This window comes from Rouxiella silvae (assembly GCF_002093625.1).
GTDB classification, from domain to species: Bacteria; Pseudomonadota; Gammaproteobacteria; order Enterobacterales; family Enterobacteriaceae; genus Rouxiella; species Rouxiella silvae.
The window spans coordinates 47,197-69,425 of the sequence record NZ_MRWD01000011.1; the positions used below are offsets into that span (position 1 = coordinate 47,197).

20 protein-coding genes are annotated in these 22,229 nt (G+C 49.9%); 12 read left to right on the forward strand and 8 right to left on the reverse strand.

From position 1 onward, the window contains the following. Positions 1–7: 7 nt before the first annotated feature. The 6 genes from BS639_RS06405 (at position 8) to ydfG (ending at position 6,317) form a co-directional block, all read left to right on the forward strand. Positions 8–910, forward strand: coding sequence for a carbohydrate ABC transporter permease (locus BS639_RS06405; protein WP_055772289.1), 903 nt, complete (start codon positions 8–10; stop codon positions 908–910). Further along, positions 907–1,746, forward strand: a complete 840-nt coding sequence (locus tag BS639_RS06410; RefSeq protein ID WP_055772292.1) for a carbohydrate ABC transporter permease — start codon at positions 907–909, stop codon at positions 1,744–1,746. Before BS639_RS06405 ends, BS639_RS06410 begins: the two co-directional genes overlap by 4 nt. A 29-nt stretch (positions 1,747–1,775) precedes the next feature. Further along, a complete protein-coding gene (locus BS639_RS06415) occupies positions 1,776–2,744 on the forward strand; it encodes a carbohydrate kinase family protein (protein WP_084982590.1) in 969 nt (322 codons plus the stop codon). Continuing rightward, positions 2,745–3,833: an ABC transporter ATP-binding protein gene (locus tag BS639_RS06420; RefSeq protein ID WP_055772298.1), complete on the forward strand. Its 1,089-nt coding sequence runs from the start codon at positions 2,745–2,747 to the stop codon at positions 3,831–3,833. It abuts the gene before it with no gap. 199 nt (positions 3,834–4,032) lie between these two features. After that, a complete protein-coding gene (locus BS639_RS06425) occupies positions 4,033–5,448 on the forward strand; it encodes an MFS transporter (RefSeq protein WP_084982591.1) in 1,416 nt (471 codons plus the stop codon). A gap of 119 nt (positions 5,449–5,567) precedes the next feature. Further along, positions 5,568–6,317 (forward strand): bifunctional NADP-dependent 3-hydroxy acid dehydrogenase/3-hydroxypropionate dehydrogenase YdfG, encoded by a 750-nt coding sequence (ydfG, locus tag BS639_RS06430; protein WP_084982593.1) that lies wholly within the window; start codon positions 5,568–5,570, stop codon positions 6,315–6,317. A gap of 66 nt (positions 6,318–6,383) precedes the next feature. Here ydfG and BS639_RS06435 read toward each other — a convergent pair whose 3' ends face one another. Further along, positions 6,384–6,710: a YnfA family protein gene (locus tag BS639_RS06435; RefSeq protein ID WP_055772307.1), complete on the reverse strand. Its 327-nt coding sequence runs from the start codon at positions 6,708–6,710 to the stop codon at positions 6,384–6,386. A 130-nt stretch (positions 6,711–6,840) separates the two neighbouring features. Here BS639_RS06435 and BS639_RS06440 point away from each other — a divergent pair, with 130 nt between their 5' ends. Further along, the gene (locus BS639_RS06440) at positions 6,841–7,209 is read left to right on the forward strand and encodes a DUF1283 family protein (protein ID WP_055772310.1); all 369 of its coding nucleotides are present in this window, start codon (positions 6,841–6,843) and stop codon (positions 7,207–7,209) included. 99 nt (positions 7,210–7,308) lie between these two features. Next, positions 7,309–7,608: a DUF1161 domain-containing protein gene (locus BS639_RS06445; RefSeq protein ID WP_055772313.1), complete on the forward strand. Its 300-nt coding sequence runs from the start codon at positions 7,309–7,311 to the stop codon at positions 7,606–7,608. 86 nt (positions 7,609–7,694) lie between these two features. On the opposite strand, the gene BS639_RS06450 is transcribed toward BS639_RS06445, so the two are convergent. From BS639_RS06450 to BS639_RS06475, 6 genes are all read right to left on the reverse strand, one after another. Then, the gene (locus BS639_RS06450) at positions 7,695–9,215 is read right to left on the reverse strand and encodes a glucosyltransferase domain-containing protein (RefSeq protein WP_084982595.1); all 1,521 of its coding nucleotides are present in this window, start codon (positions 9,213–9,215) and stop codon (positions 7,695–7,697) included. A 51-nt stretch (positions 9,216–9,266) separates the two neighbouring features. After that, a complete protein-coding gene (locus tag BS639_RS06455; protein ID WP_267893480.1) occupies positions 9,267–10,724 on the reverse strand; it encodes an MDR family MFS transporter in 1,458 nt (485 codons plus the stop codon). 280 nt (positions 10,725–11,004) lie between these two features. Next, a complete protein-coding gene (gene bioD, locus BS639_RS06460) occupies positions 11,005–11,709 on the reverse strand; it encodes a dethiobiotin synthase (RefSeq protein WP_055772330.1) in 705 nt (234 codons plus the stop codon). 323 nt (positions 11,710–12,032) lie between these two features. Beyond that, positions 12,033–12,428, reverse strand: coding sequence for a hypothetical protein (locus tag BS639_RS06465; RefSeq protein ID WP_084982598.1), 396 nt, complete (start codon positions 12,426–12,428; stop codon positions 12,033–12,035). Between the two features lie 244 nt (positions 12,429–12,672). Next, positions 12,673–13,890, reverse strand: a complete 1,218-nt coding sequence (gene mlc, locus BS639_RS06470) for a sugar metabolism global transcriptional regulator Mlc (protein WP_084982599.1) — start codon at positions 13,888–13,890, stop codon at positions 12,673–12,675. Between the two features lie 148 nt (positions 13,891–14,038). After that, a complete protein-coding gene (locus tag BS639_RS06475; protein ID WP_084982601.1) occupies positions 14,039–14,941 on the reverse strand; it encodes a LysR substrate-binding domain-containing protein in 903 nt (300 codons plus the stop codon). 128 nt (positions 14,942–15,069) lie between these two features. Between BS639_RS06475 and BS639_RS06480 the strand changes: the two genes are divergently transcribed. Together BS639_RS06480 and tus are read left to right on the forward strand one after the other, a co-directional pair. Beyond that, positions 15,070–16,371, forward strand: coding sequence for an MFS transporter (locus BS639_RS06480; RefSeq protein WP_084982602.1), 1,302 nt, complete (start codon positions 15,070–15,072; stop codon positions 16,369–16,371). A gap of 274 nt (positions 16,372–16,645) precedes the next feature. Then, the gene (gene tus, locus BS639_RS06485; protein WP_084982604.1) at positions 16,646–17,581 is read left to right on the forward strand and encodes a DNA replication terminus site-binding protein; all 936 of its coding nucleotides are present in this window, start codon (positions 16,646–16,648) and stop codon (positions 17,579–17,581) included. Between the two features lie 88 nt (positions 17,582–17,669). Here the strand turns inward: tus and fumC are convergent, their stop codons facing one another. Then, on the reverse strand, positions 17,670–19,067 hold the full coding sequence (fumC, locus tag BS639_RS06490) for a class II fumarate hydratase (RefSeq protein WP_055772343.1): 1,398 nt from the start codon (positions 19,065–19,067) through the stop codon (positions 17,670–17,672). A 227-nt stretch (positions 19,068–19,294) separates the two neighbouring features. Here fumC and manA point away from each other — a divergent pair, with 227 nt between their 5' ends. Both manA and BS639_RS06500 read left to right on the forward strand, forming a co-directional pair. Further along, positions 19,295–20,473, forward strand: a complete 1,179-nt coding sequence (gene manA, locus BS639_RS06495) for a mannose-6-phosphate isomerase (RefSeq protein WP_084982605.1) — start codon at positions 19,295–19,297, stop codon at positions 20,471–20,473. Positions 20,474–20,640: 167 nt separating this feature from the next. Continuing rightward, entirely contained in the window at positions 20,641–22,191 is a 1,551-nt protein-coding gene (locus BS639_RS06500) for a YdgA family protein (RefSeq protein ID WP_084982607.1), read from the forward strand. Positions 22,192–22,229: the final 38 nt, after the last annotated feature.

Consider the following 22,229-nt stretch of genomic DNA (forward strand, 5'->3'; position numbering starts at 1 on the left):
AATGACAATGCTCAGTTTGCCACAACGTGAGCGTCGTCAGGCATGGGTGCTGTTAGCACCCATGCTGGTGATGATGTTTTTGCTAACTGCTTGGCCGCTGGTCCGCACCCTTTGGCTCAGCTTCACCGATGCAGGACTGATCGGTGACGGAACGTCACCCGCCTGGGTAGGGTCAGACAATTTTATTTATGCCCTGACGGATCCTGATTTTCGGGCGGCCCTTTGGCGCACGCTCTATTTCACCTTCGTGTCGGTGATTTTTGAAGGAATTATCGGGGTTCTGGTTGCGCTACTGCTGAATCAGAAATTTTGGGGACGCAGTGCGCTGCGCGTGCTGGTTATTTTGCCGTGGGCGCTGCCGACCATCGTCAATGCCACCATGTGGCGGCTTAATTTCAACCCTGACTATGGCAGCATTAATGCCTTGCTGACTCAATTGGGCATTATTGACCATTATCGCAGCTGGCTCGGCTCACCTGACTCGGCGATCAATGCTGTCATGCTTGCAGATATCTGGAAAAACTATCCGCTGGTCACGCTGTTAACGCTGGCGGCATTACAGACCATTCCGGAGGATTTGTTTGAAGCAGCTCGCCTCGACGGCGCCTCTGCTTGGCGTCGTTTTCGAGCGATCACCCTGCCTGCTATTGCGGCACCGCTGGCGGTGGCACTGATTCTGCGCACCATCGACGCGTTTAAAGTCTTCGACATTATTTATGTCATGACCCGCGGCGGCCCGTTGGACAGTACCAAAACGGTCAGCTTTTTCGTCTATCAGGAGTCTTTCAGCTATTTGCGAGCAGGCAGCGGTGCAGCCTACGCAGTGCTAATGACCCTTATCTGCGCACTGTTGATTGCCGTTTATATGCTGATGCTGCTTCGCCAGCGCAAACAGGGAGCCAGTGAATGAAAAAACAAATCCGGACGGTGTTGCTCTATCTGGCCGCCCTGTTCCTTGCTGTCACCATTTTGGCGCCGATGCTGTGGCTGTTTTTGATGAGTGTCAGTTCAAGCACTGACTTGGCGCGTATACCTCTCAGGTGGATCCCGCCGCATCTCGACTTTAGTCGTTATGCCAGTTTGCTCACGCTGCAGGCCGGTCAGCCCGGTGCGCTTTTCCTGCACGCGTTGGCCAACAGTCTGCTGGTTGCCTGTGGTGCTACGGTGATTTCGTTACTGCTGGCGATACCGGCGGCGTTTAGCTTTTCCCGTTATCCCGGCCGTGACGGCTGGCTTTACGGCAGTCTGGCCATTTATATGGTGCCGCCGGTGGCCTTTGTGCTGCCGCTGTACTTTATTCTCGAACAAATCAGCCTGCTCAACACTCACCTAGGGCTGATTTTGGTCTATTGCTCAATGATCCTGCCGTTTCTGACTTGGATGCTTAAAAACCAGTTCGATTCACTGCCGCTGGATATTGAACAGGCTGCGCGTTTAGACGGGCTGCGCTTTTGGCAGGTTTTATTGCGTATTACCCTGCCGCTGGCAAAACCCGCGCTCGGGGCTTCGGCGATGTTTGGCTGGCTGCTGGCGTGGGATGAATTCTTCTATGCGCTGCTATTTACCAACAACATTGATGCCCAGACGCTGCCAGTTACCATCGCTGGCTTTACCGCCGGACGCGCAACGGACGACGGCCTGATTGCCGCAGTCGGTATTCTGGCCGCCGTTCCTCCGCTATTTATTGCCCTGTGGCTGCAAAAAACCTTGGTCAGCGGTTTAACCAGCGGCGGCAGTAAAGGCTAAGTTTACCCGCACAGATAACAGAGAGTCGTATGAAAAAACCTGAAACCCAGGCCCAGCTGTATGTGGTGGGTAACCTGAATGTTGATTTAATCATGAGCACGCTCGACCAATGGCCGCAAAAAGGCACAGAAGCCATGCTTGAAAGCAGTTCTCTGCGCCCTGGTGGCTCGGCGGGAAACTGTGCGTTGGCGCTGGCGGCGCTGGATACGCCCCACCGTTTGGTTGCTAATCAGGGCAATGACCAGTTTACGCCCTGGCTGGCGGAGATGTTTTCAACCAGTGCGGCGCAGTGGCCGCAGTACGCCTGTGAAACCTCACTGACCTTTGGCGTGACACACCCCGATCATGAGCGGACCTTCTTTAGTAATCAAGGGCATATAGTTCGCCTGAGTATGGAAGATGTGCTGCAACAGCTGCCGCAGGTAGCCCGCCCTGGCGATTGGGTACTGCTGTGTGGCACTTTTTTGTGTACCGCACTGTTTACACAGTATCCGGCACTGCTGGCTGAGCTTAAAAATCGCGGTTATCAGGTCGCGGTCGATACTGGCTGGCCGCCACAGGACTGGAGTGACGCCCTCCGCGAGCAGATTTCCCCGTGGCTACCCTACTGCGACGCCTTGCTGCTCAATGAAGTAGAAAGCTTGGGGCTCAGCGGCTGTGACAGCCTGCCTGCCGCCGCTGAAAAATTGCTGTCGGAGATGGCAGCCAATGCGAACTGTATCATTAAATGCGGCCCCGACGGCGCACACTGCTGGTCGGATGAGACGCACCTTTATGTCACGGCTGAAGCCATTGAGGTGGTGGATACCATTGGTGCGGGCGACAGCTTTAACGCCGGTTACCTTTCGGCGCTGGTTTACGGATTAGACACCGCAACGGCGCTGCACTGGGGTATTCGCGTTGCCAGTGCAGCTATTAGCAGCTCACCACGTCAATATCCTGACTGGCAAACACTTTTCGCTCAATCCTCATCGGCCACCTCACGGGAGGTACACTAAATGGCAAGCGTTGAACTGGTTAAAGTCGCTAAAAACTATGGCAGGCAGCAGGTGCTTAAACCGCTCGACCTGACGATTAATGACGGCAGTTTTACCGTACTGGTTGGACCCTCTGGATGCGGTAAATCGACCCTGCTTCGCCTGTTGGCCGGCTTAGAGTCAGTGTCTGACGGCGATATTTTGCTTGATAGCAAACAGATTAATAATCTCGACCCCGCGGACCGTGACATCGCCATGGTGTTCCAAAGTTATGCGCTGTATCCGCACCTGACAGTGGCCGAGAATATGGCGTTTCATATGCAGGTAAAGCGCGTGCCTAAGGCCGAGCAGCAAACCAAAGTGTTGCAGGCCGCCAAGGTTTTAGGGATTGACCACTTGCTCAAACGGCTGCCTAAAGATCTCTCGGGTGGTCAGCGTCAGCGCGTGGCAATGGGACGTGCGCTGGTGCGCAGCCCGAAGGTTTTTCTGTTTGACGAACCGTTATCCAATCTGGATGCACAGCTGAGAATGGAGCTGCGCGCTGAAATCAAATCGGTGCATCAGCAGTTTCGTACCACCACGGTCTATGTCACCCACGATCAGATTGAGGCCATGACGCTGGCCGACTGCATCGTGGTAATGAAAGACGGATTTATTGTGCAGCAGGGAGAACCGCTGGAGATTTACGACCGCCCGGTGAATACCTTTGTTGCGCGTTTTATTGGCTCTCCGCCAATGAATCTGTTTAACGGCGCGTTCAGCGAGAAGAATGGACTCCAGGGCGTGCAGTGCGAAAATCTATGGTTCCCGCTGCCGGATAAATGGCGAGAAAGTGCGCAGCAATCAGCGGGTAAACCCGTTACGCTGGGTCTGCGTCCGCACGATATCCACTTGGTCGAGCACAGTACTCAGCCCACGGCGACTTTGCGGCTACTGGAGGTGACTGGCGAAAGCAGCTTGATGCATATCGACTGGAGCGGGTTCCCCGTTCACGTTCAGTGTGCAGGTCGTGCGCGCGTAACTGTTGATGCCCCACTGAGCCTTGAGGCCCGCAGTGAAGGTATTCATCTGTTTGACGCCGAAACTGGGAGCCGTTTACAAGAAAGTTAACACTCGGCCGCTGGACCTATCACACGATATGTCACAGTCCAGCGGTTGATCCCTTCCTCTGATGCGCTATGCTCAATTCTTGATTTTTCGCCTTTCTTTTTTCACTATTAAGCAAAAGCTAAGCACTATTACAGCTATTATTCAGGGACTTATTCATGTTCAGGTCAGAGGCTTTCCTTTATATTCAGGCGCTATGCCAATGAAACAACTTTCACTTCCTGGCGGCTATGGTTTACCCCTGCTCGTTGCAGGCGCCATTTTTATGGAAAACCTCGATGCCACGGTTATCGTCACCGCACTGCCCAAGATGGCAGAAGCATTTGGCGTGCATGCGATCGACTTAAATATCGGTGTTTCAGCCTATATATTAACCTTGACGGTGTTTATTCCCGCCAGCGGCTGGATCGCCAATCGCTTTGGGACGCGGACCATTTTCTCACTGGCGATTATCTTATTTACTCTCTCTTCCGTGCTGTGTGCCATGAGCACCAGCCTGCCCACTTTCACCGCAGCCCGTATGCTGCAAGGATTTTCTGGTGCATTGATGGTGCCGGTCGGCAAGCTGGTGGTACTGCGAAATACCGCCAAGGGTGATTTGATCAAGGCGATTGCCACCATTACCTGGCCAGGTCTGGTTGCCCCGATCCTCGGGCCGCCGCTGGGCGGATTTATCACCACTTACGCCTCGTGGCACTGGATTTTTATTCTCAACGTGCCGCTCGGTATTATTGCCCTTTTGCTAAGCATAAAACTTATCCCTAACGAAAAGGGAGAAAAAGGCGTGCCTTTCGACGTGGCGGGTTTCATTCTTACTGGCGTTGCCTGTCTGGGGTTAATGTTTGGACTGGATCTGTTTAACAAATCCGGTGCCAGCTACTGGCTGCCCTCGTTTTGCGTTATTGGTAGCCTGGCGGTTGGAATATTTGCGGTTAAACACTCATTAAATTCGGCGCATCCACTGCTGCCAATGGTGGCGATGAAAATAAAAAGTTACGGCGTAACAATAATTGGTGGTTCATTGTTCCGCATTGCGATTAGTTCATTGCCCTTCTTACTGCCGTTATTGTTCCAGCTCGGCTACGGTATGACTGCTTTTAATGCCGGCTTGCTGGTGCTGTCGGTGTTTGCCGGTAATTTGGCTATGAAGCCTTTTACCTCAGCCATTCTGTTCCGTTTTCCGTTTAGAAGTATTTTAGTGGTCAATGGATTTCTGAATGCACTGACTATTTTCGCCTGTGCGTTTCTGACGCCTTCGGTGCCAACGAGTTTGACCTTCGTCTTGCTGTTTGTTAGCGGCATGACGCGCTCGATGCAGTTTACGGCCATCAATACGCTGGCCTTTTCACAGGTACCCAGTGCACAAATGGGCGGCGCCAATACGCTGTTTAATACCGCTCAGCAGCTCTCTTCGGGTCTGGGGATCGCCATTGGCGCACTGGCGCTGCGCATTGCCGAGCACGTTGAACCGGCGGCAAACAGTGGCACTTCGCTGGGCAGCTTTCATCTGGCGTTTATTATCGTGGGATGTTTCGCCCTGCTGGGCATGTTTGACAGTCTGACGCTCAGGGCTACGGACGGCGATGAAATACGCCAAAAGAAAAAAGTCGCTTCGTAATATCGCCAAGGATGAAGCAGGGATAGCCGCCCTCATTCATCCTGTGTTATTAATAATCACAAGCTTGTGTCGTTATCTTTGCCCTGTGCGCAGGGCTTATTATTTTAAGGAAATCAGAGATGATCGTTTTTGTAACCGGCGCAACAGCCGGATTTGGTGCCGCTATCGCACGTAAATTTGTTAATGCTGGACATCAGGTGATCGCCACGGGCCGTCGTAAAGAACGTTTAGCGGATTTAAAAGCCGAGCTTGGCGATGCGCTGTATGTGACGCAACTGGACGTTACCGATCGCACCTCTATTGAACAGGCTATCGCCTCATTACCTGCCGAATGGCAAAAAATTGATGTGTTGGTCAACAACGCCGGTTTGGCTCTGGGTCTGGAAACCGCCGACAAAGCGTCGCTGGATGATTGGGAAACTATGATCGACACCAATACCAAAGGTCTCGTCTATGTTACTCGCGCCGTATTGCCGGGAATGGTTGAACGAAACGTGGGTCATGTGATCAATATAGGATCGACTGCCGGTAACTGGCCTTACTCTGGCGGTAACGTTTATGGAGCGACTAAGGCATTTGTGCGTCAATTTAGCCTTAACCTGCGTACCGACCTGTTTGGCACTAAAGTACGCGTCACTAATATTGAACCGGGCCTGTGCGGCGGCACCGAGTTCTCGAACGTGCGTTTTAAAGGGGACAATACCAAGGTCGGTCAGACTTATGACAAAACCAACCCGTTGACCGCAGAAGACGTGGCTGAATCCGTGTTCTGGACCTCTACGCTACCTGCACACGTTAACATCAACTCAATCGAGATGATGCCAGTCAGCCAATCATTAGCCGGGCTGCGCGTTCACCGCGACGAGTAATGTCGCTTTGAGCGGCACTCTCGGTATAGGGCATCCTAATTGGGTGCCCTTTTTTAAATCAATGGATCAGTAGGATTTCCAACCAGAAATAATGATCAGCATACCGGCCAAGGCCACGATCGCCCCCACCCAATCCGTGGTAGCCAGTTTAGCCCCGTCAACATAGCGTAACCACAGCAGCGCGGTCATCACGTAAACGCCACCATAGGCGGCATAAACACGCCCGCTGGCAGCAGGATGCAGTGTCAGCAACCAGACAAAAAGCGCCAGACTTGCCGCCGCAGGCAGCAATAGCAATATGTTTCCCCCCCTGCGTAACCAGAGATAAGGCAGATAGCAGCCAATAATTTCGGCCAGTGCGGTGACAAAAAACAGCAGCGTCGTTTTAAACATTAGGGTAAGACTAACTCCATTAGTTCAATCGTATATAAACCGTCTTCCCGACTTTAGGTGACGTATGCAGTCAGGGTGGTATAATTTCAGTAATCGCGCTAGCGATGTGTAAACCTATAAGGATGAGCAAATGAATACAACAGTTATGTCTCGATTGCTGCGCCGCATGTTGCCTGTCGCTCTGCTGGTGCTTTCAGGTACCTGGCAAGTTGCTGCCCATGCCGAAACCAACTGTGCAGGCGGTACCTGTGTGTTTGGCGGTAACGGCAATAATGCGATGAGCAATGAAGAAGCGCGCCAAAGCAAAGAGCAATGGAACGCCACTCGTACACTGCGCGATCAGAAGATTAATCGTCAGGAAAAAGACAACGCCAAGTATGATCGTTCCGTTGACCTGCGCGATAGATGCAATGCCAGCCAGAATGTGAATGCTTATTGGGAACCTACCACCCAGCGCTGCCTTGACCGCCGCACCGGCACACAGCTAATGGCGCCTTAATTTATTATTAGCTAATTTACGTTGTTGTTAATTGCCGTAGTCAATAGATTGCAGTTCACTGCTAAACTTTGCATACAATCTTTTTAAAAGGACGTCATTATGAAAAAGACTTTGTTGATTGGACTAACTTTGTTAACCCTGTCTCCACTGGCTGCCATGGCCTCATGTGACAGCGTTAAAGCTGATATCACCAAGAAAATTGTGGCAAATGGGTTGCCGGAGTCTGGTTTTAAACTAGACATCGTCGCTAATGACCAGGCCGATAAGGCCAGTGGTCAAGTGGTCGGCCACTGTGATAACGACACGCAAAAAATCGTCTATAGCAAAACGTCTGACGGCTCTGATGACACCACTTCAAGCCCGAAAACCGGCACCAGTCAGGACGCAACAGCACAATAATTATCTTTAAAATGTAATGCAGGGCCTAAGCTGTACAGCTTAGGCCCTTTTTTTATGTAATATCGCAGATTTGGTTGGTCTAGCGCTTAACGCCTGCCATCGCTTGCTGGTGGGCACCCGTCACGTAAATCAAACACCGCCGTTTTCTGGTAAATAAACAAACGATAATCACAGCTCTGGGCCAGATAACGTTCAGGCTTAAAAGCTTTCATCTCAGGCGTGGTATTGCTGAACGCCATTCTGATATTTTGCCCCCAAAACAGCGGGTAATAGCCCCACGAGTAAGATTCGACCAGCATGGGCAACTGAATAATACCAATCAACGGAAAAGCACGCAGGCTCGGCTGGACGTCTGGCGATGGGCCAAGTTGACCGATAAAAGCGAGACTGGTGGCTTCATCCTGCGATATATGAGACAGGTCGGCTTTAATCTGTTGAATGACATTTATCGTATAGTTCTGGGTGTTTACTGCCGTATTAAAGCAGGAGATCATCATCACCATGAAATAGAGTAGCGGCACGCAGTATAAGCCTGCCGTAAGATGGCTTACCGAGGGGAATGCCTTAATGCTTACGTAGAAGCAGAACAAAAACAGGCAGCTGGAGGCAATAATGACGCGTGGAACAAATACCGGACTCGCCAAAATGGTTGAAAGCCCTGAAACGGTGGCGATAACAACGACCGGTGCGGCTAAAAGCAACAAACCGCTGGCCACTCTAAATCTCGCAGTGATGATCGGTCGACGCAGAGTTGTTAAAAATAGTCTTAGCAATCCCACGAATAAGGTGGCCAATGGAAGAACAATCAGCAAGACTCTGAGTCCTGGAAAAGCACTCATATACAGGTCAAAGAATTGAACTATATTTCGCGAAAGAATAGGCAGCATGTCTGGGCCTAATGCCACTATTTTACTGTGTTGCAGACTGTATTCATCAGTGGGCAGCAGGTTAACGATAACAAATTTATAAACCAGTACCGCCGCAACACAGGCAAAAAACTTGTCACTCAAGAATTTGAGCGAATTTTGTTGTCGGCTCCACAGGCTCACCGTCATTATAACTACGCAGCCGATATAAATATTTAACCCTGTCTGATAGGTCATCATCGTTATTAGCAGCAGCGCCGTAGTCAGCAGTAGGTGTTTTATTCTAGAAAGACTCAACGACAGACTGGCAATCATCGCTAAGGCGACTGCAAGCAGCATCGTCATCGAATCGTAGGAGAAGAGCATCGACTGCGCAAGGAACGGATTGAGAGTCATAAACTGTGCTGGCACCAAGGGCCAGTACCCCTTGAGGGGCAACTCCAGTTTTTCGACATAAATGACGCTGGCCACCGCCAGAGACCCCAGTCCCAGCAGCAGCGGCAGCGGGGAAACGTCATTTATGATTGAGCTGAATCTGAGTAACTCATTTAATAGCCAAGTTATGGGTCTGCCGTTACTGAGCCAATAACTTCCACTGCCCCCCATGATGCGATAATAATCATCTTGGTAGTAAACTTTGTGGGTCAATAAAGGCAAGGTGACCAGTATCCCCACCAAAAAGGTTAACAATATTTTTCTATTACGGCTTACCAACTTAATAATAGGCTGGCTGGTGTGCATTTTTTTCTTCCTGATAATGCTTTTGATAAAAGGCCGAGGTAACCAGTGAAATTACTTTTTGCTTTGCACCGGCCGCTGGCCTGCTGGAATAAGCAGTGCTGCAGCCAGTGCGAATATCGATATTGCCGCCGCAAGAATAAATACCCAATGCAGAGACGCTGAGACCTGCTCAATAATATGGCCTAATTGACCGGTGGATAGTTGCTGCCTCAGCGGTTTATCCATCAACGTTTGTACTGGATCACTGAGCGTGGGTAAGCGGTGCTGCAAATTAAGATTCAGCGTTGCTCCTAGTATCGCCGTGCCCAGCGCAGAGCCAAGCATACGGGTGAACAGCGTAGATGCGGTTGCGATACCGCGCACCGAAGCTTCTACCGAGTTCTGCACAGAGACTAAAAACGTAGTGTTGCACAACCCCATTCCGGCTCCAATCATAAATGAAGCGCATCTCGCCCACGCCAATCCTGAGTCTGCTGTTAACATCAATAGCGACAGGCTACCCGCCACTAAAAGCAGCGCACCAAGCATGACGGTAAATCGATACGAGGTGGCCTGCATTAAATTGCCGCTAAGCGTGCTGGCTAAGGGCCAGCCAATCGACATCAGCGCCAGCGTAGTGCCCGCCTGAAGCGGTGATCCGCCAAGAACGCCCTGCACATAGGTGGGTAAAAAAGCGCTAATCCCCATCATGCTTGCACCAATGACCAATCCGCCAATGTTGCCGGCAACAACGACTTTGTTTTGCCACAGTGTTAACGGAAACAGCGGTTCTGGCGCCCTGCGCTCTTGTCGAATAAGCAGCAGTGTAGCCAGCACCGCCACGCCAACCAGCAGCAACGAGTAATAACCAAAAGTCTCGGCCTGCAACAGCGCAAGCAGCAGTGCGGCAACGGCAGTTGAAAGCAAAACGGTGCCCGCCATATCCAATGCGTGCTGTTTTTTGGTTTCTTCAGCGGGTAAATAGCGCGCCAAAATGATCATCGCCACAACGCCAATGGGTAAGTTAATCCAAAATACTATTGACCAGTGAAAATGCTGCACGATAAACGCGCCCAGCAGAGGGCCGATAATCGCAGAAACGCCCCACACGCTGGCAAGATACCCCTGTGCTTTTGCTCGCTCATGAGGACCATAAATGTTGGCAATCAGGGTTGTTGCTACCGGAGTAATAGCCCCAGCACCCAACCCCTGCAACGCGCGGAAGGCAATCATCCACACCAATGAAGGCGCGAATCCACACAGCACGGAACCGGTCAAAAAAAGAAACGTGCCAATAAAAAACATTTTTCTACAGCCGTAAAGGTCCGCCAATCGGCCGTAGATAGGCACAGTGATAGCCTGGGTCAGCAAATAAATGGCGAACACCCAGCCAAGCAGCGAAAAACCACCAAGTTCTGCAATAATACTTGGCATCGCAGTGGCAACAATGGTCACTTCTACCGCCGCCATAAACATTGACAGCATGCAGGCGGTGAGGACTAAGGGACGGTGACGGCTGTTGACGTGGATGTCAGGTAAGGTATTAGTAGCGATGGTCTTTCTCCTGTTTCGTTCAATGGATCAGTATATCAGCGAGCTCTGAAGTGATAAGCGCTTATCGTATCAATTTGGGAGATGGATCCAGGCAATTTATTTGAAATAAATAGCGAGTATATTTTATTCAAAAGAGGAGCAGTGACGAGCAGATTGTCGATGTTTTACGATAGAGTAAAGCAGATAAAGTGACGTAGAAAAGTAAGTTAAACGGCCAAAGGGGTCACTTACTCAGGCCGTTCTGCTCGGTTAAGAATTACTTATTATTAGTCGCAGCTTTCGCTAAGGACGATTGGCCGACCAAGGGTGACAGGTCAAGAAATTTAGCCATTTCGCGCGACTCAGCACGGGGAAGATAAGGGATTTCACCTAACAGGGGAGCCTCTATATTTTGCCTAATGGCGGCAATGGTTTCGCCATAGTGAGCCAGACAGGGGTTAATTCTATTGGCAACCCACCCTAACAGGCACACGCCATCGGCAATGATAGACTGCGCCGCCATTAACGCCTGACTCACGCAGCCTTCCTGGATACCAACCACCAAAACCACCGGCATTTGGCTTTGTACCACCCATTCAGAATAGGACTGAGCGGGAGTGATTAATGTTCGCCATCCGTCACAGCCTTCTACCACCACGGTATCGGCCTCAAGGCGCATAAACTGTAGGCCTGCTGTTATCTGGTCGAAGAGATCTAGCGGCAGTTCGCTGGTAAAAATGTCCTCGTCGGATAAAGCAAACGGGGTTATTTTTGCAAGCGGATAAGATATTGAAGAGGATTTTTGTAGGGTAACCGCATCTTTATTACGTACACCATCCGCCAGTTCCTGACTACCGGTTGCAATAGGTTTATAACCTAGTACAATTTTCCCCTGCGCCGACATTGCCTGTAACAGAGCGCGCGAAACAATGGTTTTACCTACACGGGAATCCGTACCCGTTACAAAAAAATGCGTTAACATAGTCCAGTTTACTCCAAAATAACTCCATTTAATAATTAATCGCCTTGAGAGAAAGCGGCAAATGTGTATTTTAAATGACCAAATATGCGTAAATTCTAGGTGATTGTTAAAGTGAGCAACTTGCGTTAGCGCAATGTTTTGTCGAGTTAAGGTTTTGTTGTGGTATCACAGCAAAATAGCTCATCATTAAGATAGTCAATCTCAAGTTTACGAGTCATTATTTATGCAGGAAATACCTCAGCTGTACTACTCCGGGAAACTGCTCGCGAGATAGTTCTCTTTACTCAAGGTGAGAAAATGCAGGTGGCGAAAATTTAAAGAATTTAGAATGAACCATCGGGATTTTTTATTAAAAGGGTGTAGGTTTTATCGAACTCACCCGTTCTGGATAACATCCCGCCCCCTAACCCACCAGATACGCGTATTTTCACAATTCCTCCCTTCGTTGGAACACCTGTGATCTGGACACAATTGTTGGACACTGCTTCATCACAATATTTTATCTCAAGCCCAATGTTGTCCGGAGTGATATCAGCAAAAAATACCTTTTTACCTTCCATAGAATAAGAAAGAACACGACCACCTATTACTGTAACTTGCTCGTTATAATTCTTACCTATCGTACCATCATTAAGCTTATTTTTTTCCGGAATGAAGTCTGCATGCAGTGTACAAGCTGACAATCCAAACAGAAAAAATGAAAGCAGGATATTTTTCATGTTATTTTAATGATTTAAAAACCATTCCTCCGAAAAAGCGCTTGATAAAAAAAGACAGATCCCTACTTGGTTTGATCTGGTCAAAAACCTCACCCCATGAAAATAATTTCAAATTAACAGTTCCATTGGTTTGCTGTGTTAACGGCCCCTCCCAAACAATCCAGTGCGTAGGTAACAAAACGCTTATTTTATCGAATTTTCACTTATTGTTGCCGTATGGTTGAGGTTGTCATGCAACAGACACTTAACCTTGTAACAGCTTAACCAGAAGTGAGCCGTTATACAGTGCGTCTTTTACTAACGCCGCGCCGGGCATAGTTCCGTGGTTAAAGAACTGAGTGGATTCTAACTGGATATTCTCACTATAGGCGGGTAAACACTGCTGCTGAATACAGGACATAATCGCCGGGTGCAGTATCGCTTTTGCTTGATTCAACGGTGAGCCGATCAAGACTTTTTCTGGATTAAACAGATTGACCATAATAGCCAGAATTCTGCCAACGTTCTGCCCTACACCAATGATAACATCGCGCGCCAGTGCATCACCGCGGTTGGCGGCATCACACAGATTTTCTACCGTAATGAGCTGCGAATTTAGCAGCGAGTTATTAGCCACAGCAAGCCGCTGACGGACCAGTTCGAGAATATTATCAATGCTGGCGAGAGTTTCAAGACACCCGTGATTGCCGCAGTAACAGCGTTTACCGTAAGGATCAACCTGGGTATGCCCAATCTCAACTACGCTGCTGGTATTGCCGTGTAATACCTGCCCCCCCGTGATGACGCCAGCGCCGACGTTATCGTCAATAACGACTTGAATAACGTTGCGATAGCCCCGCGACGCTCCATACAGTGATTCGGCCTTGGTCCATGCCGCAATGTCGTGCTGAATAAATACCGGTAGACCACTGCGTTCGGCCAACACAGGACCCAGTGGCACCGATTCAACAGGATAGAAAGGCATTTTATGAATAATGCCGCGCGGAGCATCAATCATGCCCGGCAAGGTTATTGCCATTGCCGTGAGGCGTTCGAGCTTGCGCTGATGAAGAATAAAGAAGCTGTCGATATGCGCAACAACGCGGTCCAAGAAAGGCACGGGGTTTTCGGCAGGTAGAGGTACGATGTCTTCAACAACCAGTTTACTGCTCAGATCGCGCAGGCTAAGCGTAAGCGTGCCCAGACTGATGCGTGCAGAAAGGTAATGCCACGCCTGGGTGTCGAGAATAAGCCCCACCGCAGGTCGACCTCGACTGCCCGGCTCCTGATATTCAGTTTCCTGAACTAAATGGGCCTGCAAAAGCTCGCGAACAATTTTGGTTATGCTGGCGGGGGCAAGCTGGGCCTTCTTGGAGAGTTCGATGCGGGAAATTGGACCAAACTGGTCTATTAGTCGGTAGACTGTACCGGCATTAATTTGCTTAATTTGGTCAATGTGTCCCGGCTGGCCTTCCACTATCACTCAACTTGCCTCGTTATTTTTCGCGCTTCGAAATAAATATTAAAGGTTATGTTGTGGCTTTTGTCATTTATCTTCAACTATTTGATTCGATATGTGATTTAGAGCACACAATACCTTTGTCAATGCGGGAAATTTCAGCATTTCGCTTTTAATCGCCCTCCTCCATCATCATTTTAGCCAGTGCTGAGGCAGGAGCAGAAAGTGGCCGGTGTCGATGGCTGACCAGCCACACTTGCGTATTAACTTGCTCGTCTTTGAACGAAAGATATTTGACGCCGTCAACCTGTATTCGTTTATAGGATGCTGGCAGAATGGAAACGCCTAAACCGGCTGAAATGAGGCCAATAATGGTCAGCGCTTCCCCGACCTCTTGGGTAATAAAGGGCGTAATGCCTGCCTGAGCAAGGCGCTGCAATATGTCGTCATATAAAGATGTCCCTACATCTTTTGAGAAAAATACGAACGGTTGATCGGCCAAATGACTGAAAGTTAGTTCACCCAAAGGGAGTTTCGTCAGTTGATGATCCGCGGGTACTACCGCCACGAGAGGTTCTGATCTGAGTATGTGGTGCTGCAATACGTCAGGCAATATGCCGTTACGCATAACACCGAGATCGAGCGTCCCAGCAACTAAAGGTGCCATCTGCTGCTGACTGTTTAGTTCTTCTATACGAATATTCACCTGAGGATGGGCCATGCGGAATCGCTGAAAAGTGCGCGAGATTTTCTTCAGAAATGGTGCCGACGAAGTCAGTCCTATGGTCAATTTCCCCTCCTCGCCGCGATGGATACGTGCCGCCTGCTCCGAGATGTCATGCACTTTTCCAACTATGCCCTTAGCCTCTTTCAAAAACATCTCTCCGGCTTGGGTCAGTCGTACGCTGCGATTGTTACGATAAAGCAGAACGGCACCGATTTGCGATTCAAGTGATTGAATTTGCTGGCTCAAAGGGGGTTGAGACATGTTTAGCTTATCTGCTGCACGTCCAAAATGAAGCTCCTCGGCCACGGCAATGAAATAGCGTAGATGCCTTAGTTCAATATTGTTCACAAAAACCTCATTGAGATCTTTAAGATATCAAATGATAGTAATTAATATATTAGAAAAAGTATTCAATTCTGCGTAAAATTTTTTGACACCGCCTTTATGGTTTCAAAGTATTCTACTAAGGATAAAAAGTGAACATCACGCATCGGCAGTCCGCAACCCCAGCGGCTGGCCAATCGGTAAATGATGACGAACTGCAAGTTTCAATACCGCACGTATCGCCGCAAGAAAAAGACCTGTTCATTAAACGTGGTACGCCACAGTTTATTCGTGTAACACTGGCATTGTTCTCGGCTGGACTGGCTACCTTTGCCCTACTTTACTGCGTGCAACCGATAATGCCTGTACTTTCCCTGGATTTCGGTGTGTCGCCGGCGGCAAGCAGCCTTTCACTTTCCGCGGCAACGGGCCTGATGGCCATCGGTTTGCTGTTCACAGGGCCTATTTCGGATGCTGTTGGTCGTAAAAATGTAATGGTTGTAGGCCTAATGCTTGCCGCTGCCTGCACATTAATCTGTTCGGTGATGACCAGTTGGCACGCTATTTTGGTGATGCGTGCTTTGGTTGGCCTCTCGCTAAGCGGCGTTGCCGCGGTGGCAATGACTTATCTGAGTGAAGAGATACATCCTAGCGTAGTCGCCTTCTCAATGGGATTGTACATTAGCGGTAATTCAATTGGCGGGATGAGTGGTCGTCTGGTGACGGGTGTACTGACCGATTTTGTCTCTTGGCGCGTCGCTATAGCCTTTATCGGCGTATTAGCCTTACTCTCCGCCAGTATGTTTTGGAAAATACTTCCCGCTTCTCGTCATTTTCGAGCCAGCTCACTGAGCCTACGCAAGTTAGTGATAAATTTCAGGATCCACTGGCGTGACAGCGGGCTTCCCTTGCTGTTTGCCGAAGGATTTCTGCTAATGGGCAGCTTCGTGACCATGTTTAACTACATTGGTTATCGACTGCTTGGCGCGCCCTATCACCTCAGCCAGGCGCTGGTAGGTATTCTGTCGATTGCCTACCTAATGGGGACCTATAGCTCGCCAAAAGCGGGGGCATTAACCGCCGTCTACGGCCGTGGACCCATCTTGATTGGTGCACTGATCATGATGCTGGTTGGGATATTGGTCACTGCATTTACGTCAGTTTGGTTAGTATTTATCGGCATGGCGATGGTCACGGCGGGATTCTTTGCCGCTCACTCGGTAGCAAGCGGCTGGATTGGTAAACGCGCCCGCCGAGCCAAAGGCCAGGCATCATCACTTTACCTGTTTTGCTACTACGCCGGCTCTAGCGTTGCGGGTACATTAGGCGGCGTATTCTGGAATAAATTTTCCTGGACTGGGATCACCGGCTATATCTGCGTAATGCTGATTATTGCGGTTGGCATTGGATATCGACTGATGAAACTGCCGGAATCGCGCATTATCCGCAGTTAAAATGTCGCACAGAGTCACTAAAGGGTTGAGTTGAGTCGCAACCCTTTCCCACGCAATCAACCTCGCTTAACGTTCAAATCCCTTTCTATCTTACAAAGCGAATCAAGCTTTGACGCTGAGGTGTGCACTGTACTTTATCAACCGATAAATGTATGTTGTAACTAAATTATGTTGGTTGATGGTTATTGGCAGGCATTATTCTTTCTCAGAAGCTTAAGTATGCACCGTTAAGGTTACTGTACTATATTGTATGTTGTAACTAATTGGAGGGGTAATGGCGAGCTACGATTTGAAATTGCGCTTAAACGAGTGTTTTAAGGAGTTGGAACTGTCGACGGCAGACTTGGCTCGCTTTCTTAATCAACTGGAATTATTACAGGCGCGGGTGTTCTCTCTTCCTGATATTGAAAAAGGCAGCGAACATAATCCGGCGTCAATTATTGAGGTGACAGCGCATCAGGGCGAGGCCGCCCACCAGCTCGCTTTACAGCACTTTCAAAAATTATTCATCCATCATAACGGGTTGAATATTAGCAGTAAATCAGCGGTCAGGCTCCCAGGCGTACTGTGCTATGCGGTAGATCAATCTGAGTATCAAGCGGCTCAACTATTGATACAGGAAGTCAACAAGCTTAAGAGTGAACTCGAACACATCGTGACTGTGGAGTCTGGTTTGCCTGCCGACCAGCGTTTTGATTTTGTGCACAGCCAGCTGCGGGGGCTGATTACGCTAAACGCCTACCGTTCGATTGGCTATCTGCTGGAACCGGACTCTGTCAGGTTCGGCTGGGCCAATAAGCACATTATTAAAAACCTGAGTCGCGATGAATTGCTTAAACAGCTTGAAAAGAGCCTCGCCGCTGGCCGCTCTGTGCCGCCCTATACGCGCGAACAGTGGATGGCAAACGTGACCCGAGAGATAAACGACGTGCAAAGCCTGCCCGCGCACGCCATTTTAAAGATAAAACGGCCGGTTAAAGTTCAACCAATTGCGCGCGTGTGGTATCGAAACAGCCAAAAACAGGTGCAACATCCCTGCCCTTCACCCTTGATTGCCCTATGCCCTCGCAGCCCGATGATGCAAATTCCTAAGCTCGGTGAACTGCCAAACTACGACGCCAGTGCGGTTAAGCATAAATTTAAACCGGAGTCTCAGGCATTGAATCTATTGATTAAACGTCTACATCTTTACACCGATCAGCCGATTTAAAATAAAAAAAACTCTGCCTGTTGAGAGGCAGAGCTGTGAGTTACCCATTATTTTATAAGCTAATTTTTATTAACTTATAATAAAAAGGTTATTTTTTCATGCTGCCAACCATATCTTCCGGGCGAACCCACTCATCAAACTGAGCTTCGGTCAGATACCCCAGCTTCAACGCTGAAGCTTTCAGGGTCAGGCCTTCTTTATGGGCTTTCTTGGCGATTTCTGCCGCTTTGTCATAGCCAATATGGGTGTTTAAGGCGGTAACCAGCATCAGAGATTCGTTAAGAAGTTGGGTAATACGGTCACGATTTGGCTCGATGCCTACCGCACAGTGTTCATTGAAACCGCGCATGCCGTCGGCCAGCAGGCGAATTGACTGCAAATAGTTATGGATCACCATTGGGCGGAATACGTTAAGCTCAAAGTTGCCCGACGCGCCACCAATGTTAACCGCAACGTCGTTACCCAGCACCTGTGCGCAAAGCATGGTCATCGCTTCACACTGTGTCGGGTTAACTTTGCCCGGCATGATTGAGCTGCCTGGTTCGTTTTCTGGGATAGAGATTTCACCAATGCCGCTACGTGGGCCTGAAGACAGCCAGCGAACGTCGTTGGCGATTTTCATCAGTGAGGCTGCAAGGCCCTTCAACGCACCGTGGCCGTGAACCAAGGCATCGCAAGTAGCCAGAGCTTCAAATTTGTTTGGCGAAGTGACAAATGGCTGTTTAGTCAGGTCGGCAATCGCCTTGGCCACGCGCACGGCGTATTCAGGGTGAGTGTTCAAACCGGTGCCTACCGCCGTGCCGCCCAACGCCAGTTCGGCAATGTGCGGGATGCTGGCTTCAATGTGCACCAGACTATGTGCCAACATGGCAGCCCAACCGGAAATTTCCTGACCCAGGGTCAGCGGTGTGGCGTCCTGCAAGTGAGTACGGCCAATTTTAACGATATCTTTAAACGCTTCTGCTTTATCACTCAGCGTTTTATGCAGCTCTTTCAATTCAGGGATCAGGTGTTCGCGAACTGAAACCACCGCTGCAACGTGCATTGCCGTCGGGAATACGTCATTGGAGCTCTGGCTTTTATTCACGTCGTCGTTCGGGTGAATCAAACGACCTTCGCCGCGCTCGCCGCCGAGGATCTCACTGCCGCGGTTGGCCAGCACTTCGTTCATGTTCATGTTGGTTTGGGTGCCGGAACCGGTTTGCCAAATAGAAAGCGGGAACTCGGTGACGTGCTTGTCTGCCAGCACTTCGTCGGCGGCGGCAATGATTGCATTACCACGCTCGGACGGCAGCAGGCCTAAATCCATGTTAACGGTAGCGGCGGCGCGTTTAGTCTGAGCGAGTGCGTGGATCAGCGCTTTGGGCATTTTTTCTTCTGAAATACGAAAATGCTCTAGTGAACGCTGGGTCTGAGCTCCCCAAAGCTTGTCTGCCGGAACTTCGATTGGCCCCATTGAGTCTTTTTCAATGCGATGAGCTGCCATTACTGTCTCCTTACGCGGTTTCTTCAAAAAATTATAGGTTGCAGGGTACCGACGACGCTCCCAATGCCGTGCCGACGGATAGGCAATTATAACCATAAGGTTAACCAGTTGTTGAAGGAATTATCGGATTTGGCTGCCATCGCACTTTTTATTCATTATCAGTTGCTAAAACGACTTTACTCATTGTTTACTTGTCACCTATTTCTTTCTGAGACTGAGACCCACTAATGAATAAGATGCATAACAATGTACAAAATTACGCCTGGGGAAGTGTTGACGCACTGAGCGAGCTTTATGGTATTGCCAATCCGGACGGGAAACCGATGGCCGAACTGTGGATGGGTGCTCACCCTAAAAGCAGCTCTCGCGTGGAAGATGCCCAAGGTAATCAAATCTCGCTGCGTGACGTAATTAGCCAGGATTTAAACGCCAATCTGGGTGAGAAAGTGGCCCGCCGATTTGGCGAACTGCCATTCCTTTTTAAGGTACTGTGTGCCAATCAGGCACTGTCTATTCAGGTTCACCCAAGCAAAAGTAATGCGGTTATCGGTTTTGAGAAAGAGAACAAGGCCGGTGTGCCTATCGATGCGGCCGAGCGCAATTATAAGGATGCCAATCACAAGCCTGAGCTGGTTTTTGCCCTCACGCCGTTTGCTGCAATGAACGGTTTTCGTGAACTGGGTGAAATTCAATCGCTGCTACAGCCGGTTGCCGGCGCACATCCGGACATTGCCCGCTTTCTGATTAACCCTGATTTTGAACACCTTAAAACGCTGTTTGCTGCCCTTCTCAGCATGACCGGTGAAAGTAAATCACTGGCGTTGGACATTCTTGATAATGCCCTGCAAAGCCAACACGGCGAGCCTTGGGATACTCTTCGCAGCATCGCCATTGACTACCCTGGCGACAGCGGCCTGTTCTCGCCTTTACTGCTCAACGTTATCGAACTTCAGCCCGGTGAGGCAATGTTCCTGTACGCTGAAACGCCGCATGCCTATCTCAAGGGCGTAGCGCTGGAAGTGATGGCCAACTCCGACAACGTGCTTCGCGCCGGACTGACACCAAAATACATAGATATTCCCGAGCTGTTGGCCAATCTGCAGTTTGTGGCAAAGCCGGCCAATACGCTATTGACGACACCGGAGCAGCGCGGCAGTGAACTGATTTTCCCAATCCCAGTCGAAGATTTTGCCTTCTCACTGCATACGCTGGGCGCTGAACCGCAAACGCTGGCTCAGGAAAGCGCGGCCATTATCTTCTGTGTTGAGGGGCAAACGGTACTTTATAAAGGCGAGCAGCAGGTCGTTTTGCACCCTGGCGAATCTTGTTATATTCCGGCCACAGACTCGCCAGTGAGCGCCAGCGGCAACGGCCGAATAGCGCGCGTGTTTAACCAGCTAGGCTAACTTTTATTCATTATAACGCGGGTCATAAAGGGCATTTTTCCTAAATGTTTGCCGTTTGGTCGGTTTTTCTACCACAATGACAGCAGAATGGCGTTAAGTTTGATACCCTTAACGTTCTGATATTTAGGCTGTCGTTAAAGATAGTAGTTAAAAGGATGAACAGAACTATGAAAAAATCGTTAGTCGCTGTAAGCGTCATTGTTGTACTTGGCGCAGCCTGGACAGGCACCTCATGGTACACGGGCAAGATGCTCGAGCAGCACATGGGCGAAGTGGTTGCCGATGCCAACACTCAGCTTAAAGCGCATTATCCTCGCGCCGGCGTCAAGCTGGTTTATCAAGACTATCAACGCGGCCTGTTCAGCAGCAGCGTGCGCTTCGTGCTTCAGCCCGATGGCGATGCGCCTGAAAATGTCCTGAAACAAGGTGATGAAATTGCTTTCCTGGAATCTATCGATCACGGTCCGTTCCCGGCAGCACAGCTTAAAAAACTCAATCTGATCCCAAGCATGGCCTCGGTGCATACCGAGCTGCAAAATAATGCCACGGTGAAGGACCTGTTTGACGTGACCAAAGGCAAATCGCCGGTCAACGCCGATACCCGCGTCGGCTACAGCGGTGACACTGCGTCGGTTATCCACTTACTGCCGGTCGATTACCAGAAAAATACCAGCAAGTTTGAGTTTTCCGGCGCAACGGTCAATCTCGACGTTGCCAAAGACATGAAGAAGATGGACCTCGACGCCAAAACTGACAGCTTCTCGTTCACCTCACCCAATCAGTGGGGACAACTTGAAAAAGTGACGCTGTCGGGCCTCAACCTGACAAGCAACACCCATCAGGGGCAGTTCAAGGTATCCGTTGGCGACGGCAGCCTGAACGTGGACAATATCGGTATCAACATTGACGGCAAAGACGCTGCACAGCTGGCAGGCTTCAAGCTGAAAAGCAACTTTGGCGAAGATCAGCAAAACCTGAAAGGCCAGATAGATTACAGCCTCGACTCTCTGAAAATTCAGGGGGCTGATTTTGGTTCCGGTAAGCTTAGCCTCAAGATAGACAAGCTGGATGAACAGGCGTTGAAGCAGTTCTCAGACACTTACAATCAGCAGGTTATGCAGCTGATGCAGCAGTCTGAGCAGCTCGATCCGCAGGTTTATCAGCAGCAGGTTACCGCGATGCTGCTGTCCAATCTGCCGATTTTGCTCAAGGGTAATCCAAGCATCACCATTGATCCACTGAGCTGGAAAAACAGCAAAGGTGAAAGCACCTTCACGCTGCAGCTTGATATGAAAGATCCCGCGGCTTCGACAACGCCGGCGCAGACTGAAGATCAGCTGATTTCCCAGTTAGTAAGCAAGGTTGATGCCAAGCTGACTATCCCGGTTGATATGGCCACTGAGTTGACCACCCAAACCGCGAAAGTTGAAGGTTACAGCGGTGACGACGCCGAAAAATTGGCCAAGCAGCAGGTTCAAGGATTGGCAGCAATGGGCCAGATGTTCAAGCTGACTACCCTGCAAGACAACGCGATTACCAGCACTTTCCACTATGCTGACAACCAGGTTGACTTAAACGGTCAGAAAATGAGCCTCCAGCAGTTTGCTGGTCTGTTTGGCGTGTTTGGTGGACCGGAAATACCGGCTCAGCCAGCACCTCAACAGCAAGCAGTGCCCGCGCAGCCTGACGCGCCAGTGCCAACCGCACCGGCCCAGTAAAGACTCCGTACTACGGCGCAAAGTGTAGGCTTTGCGCC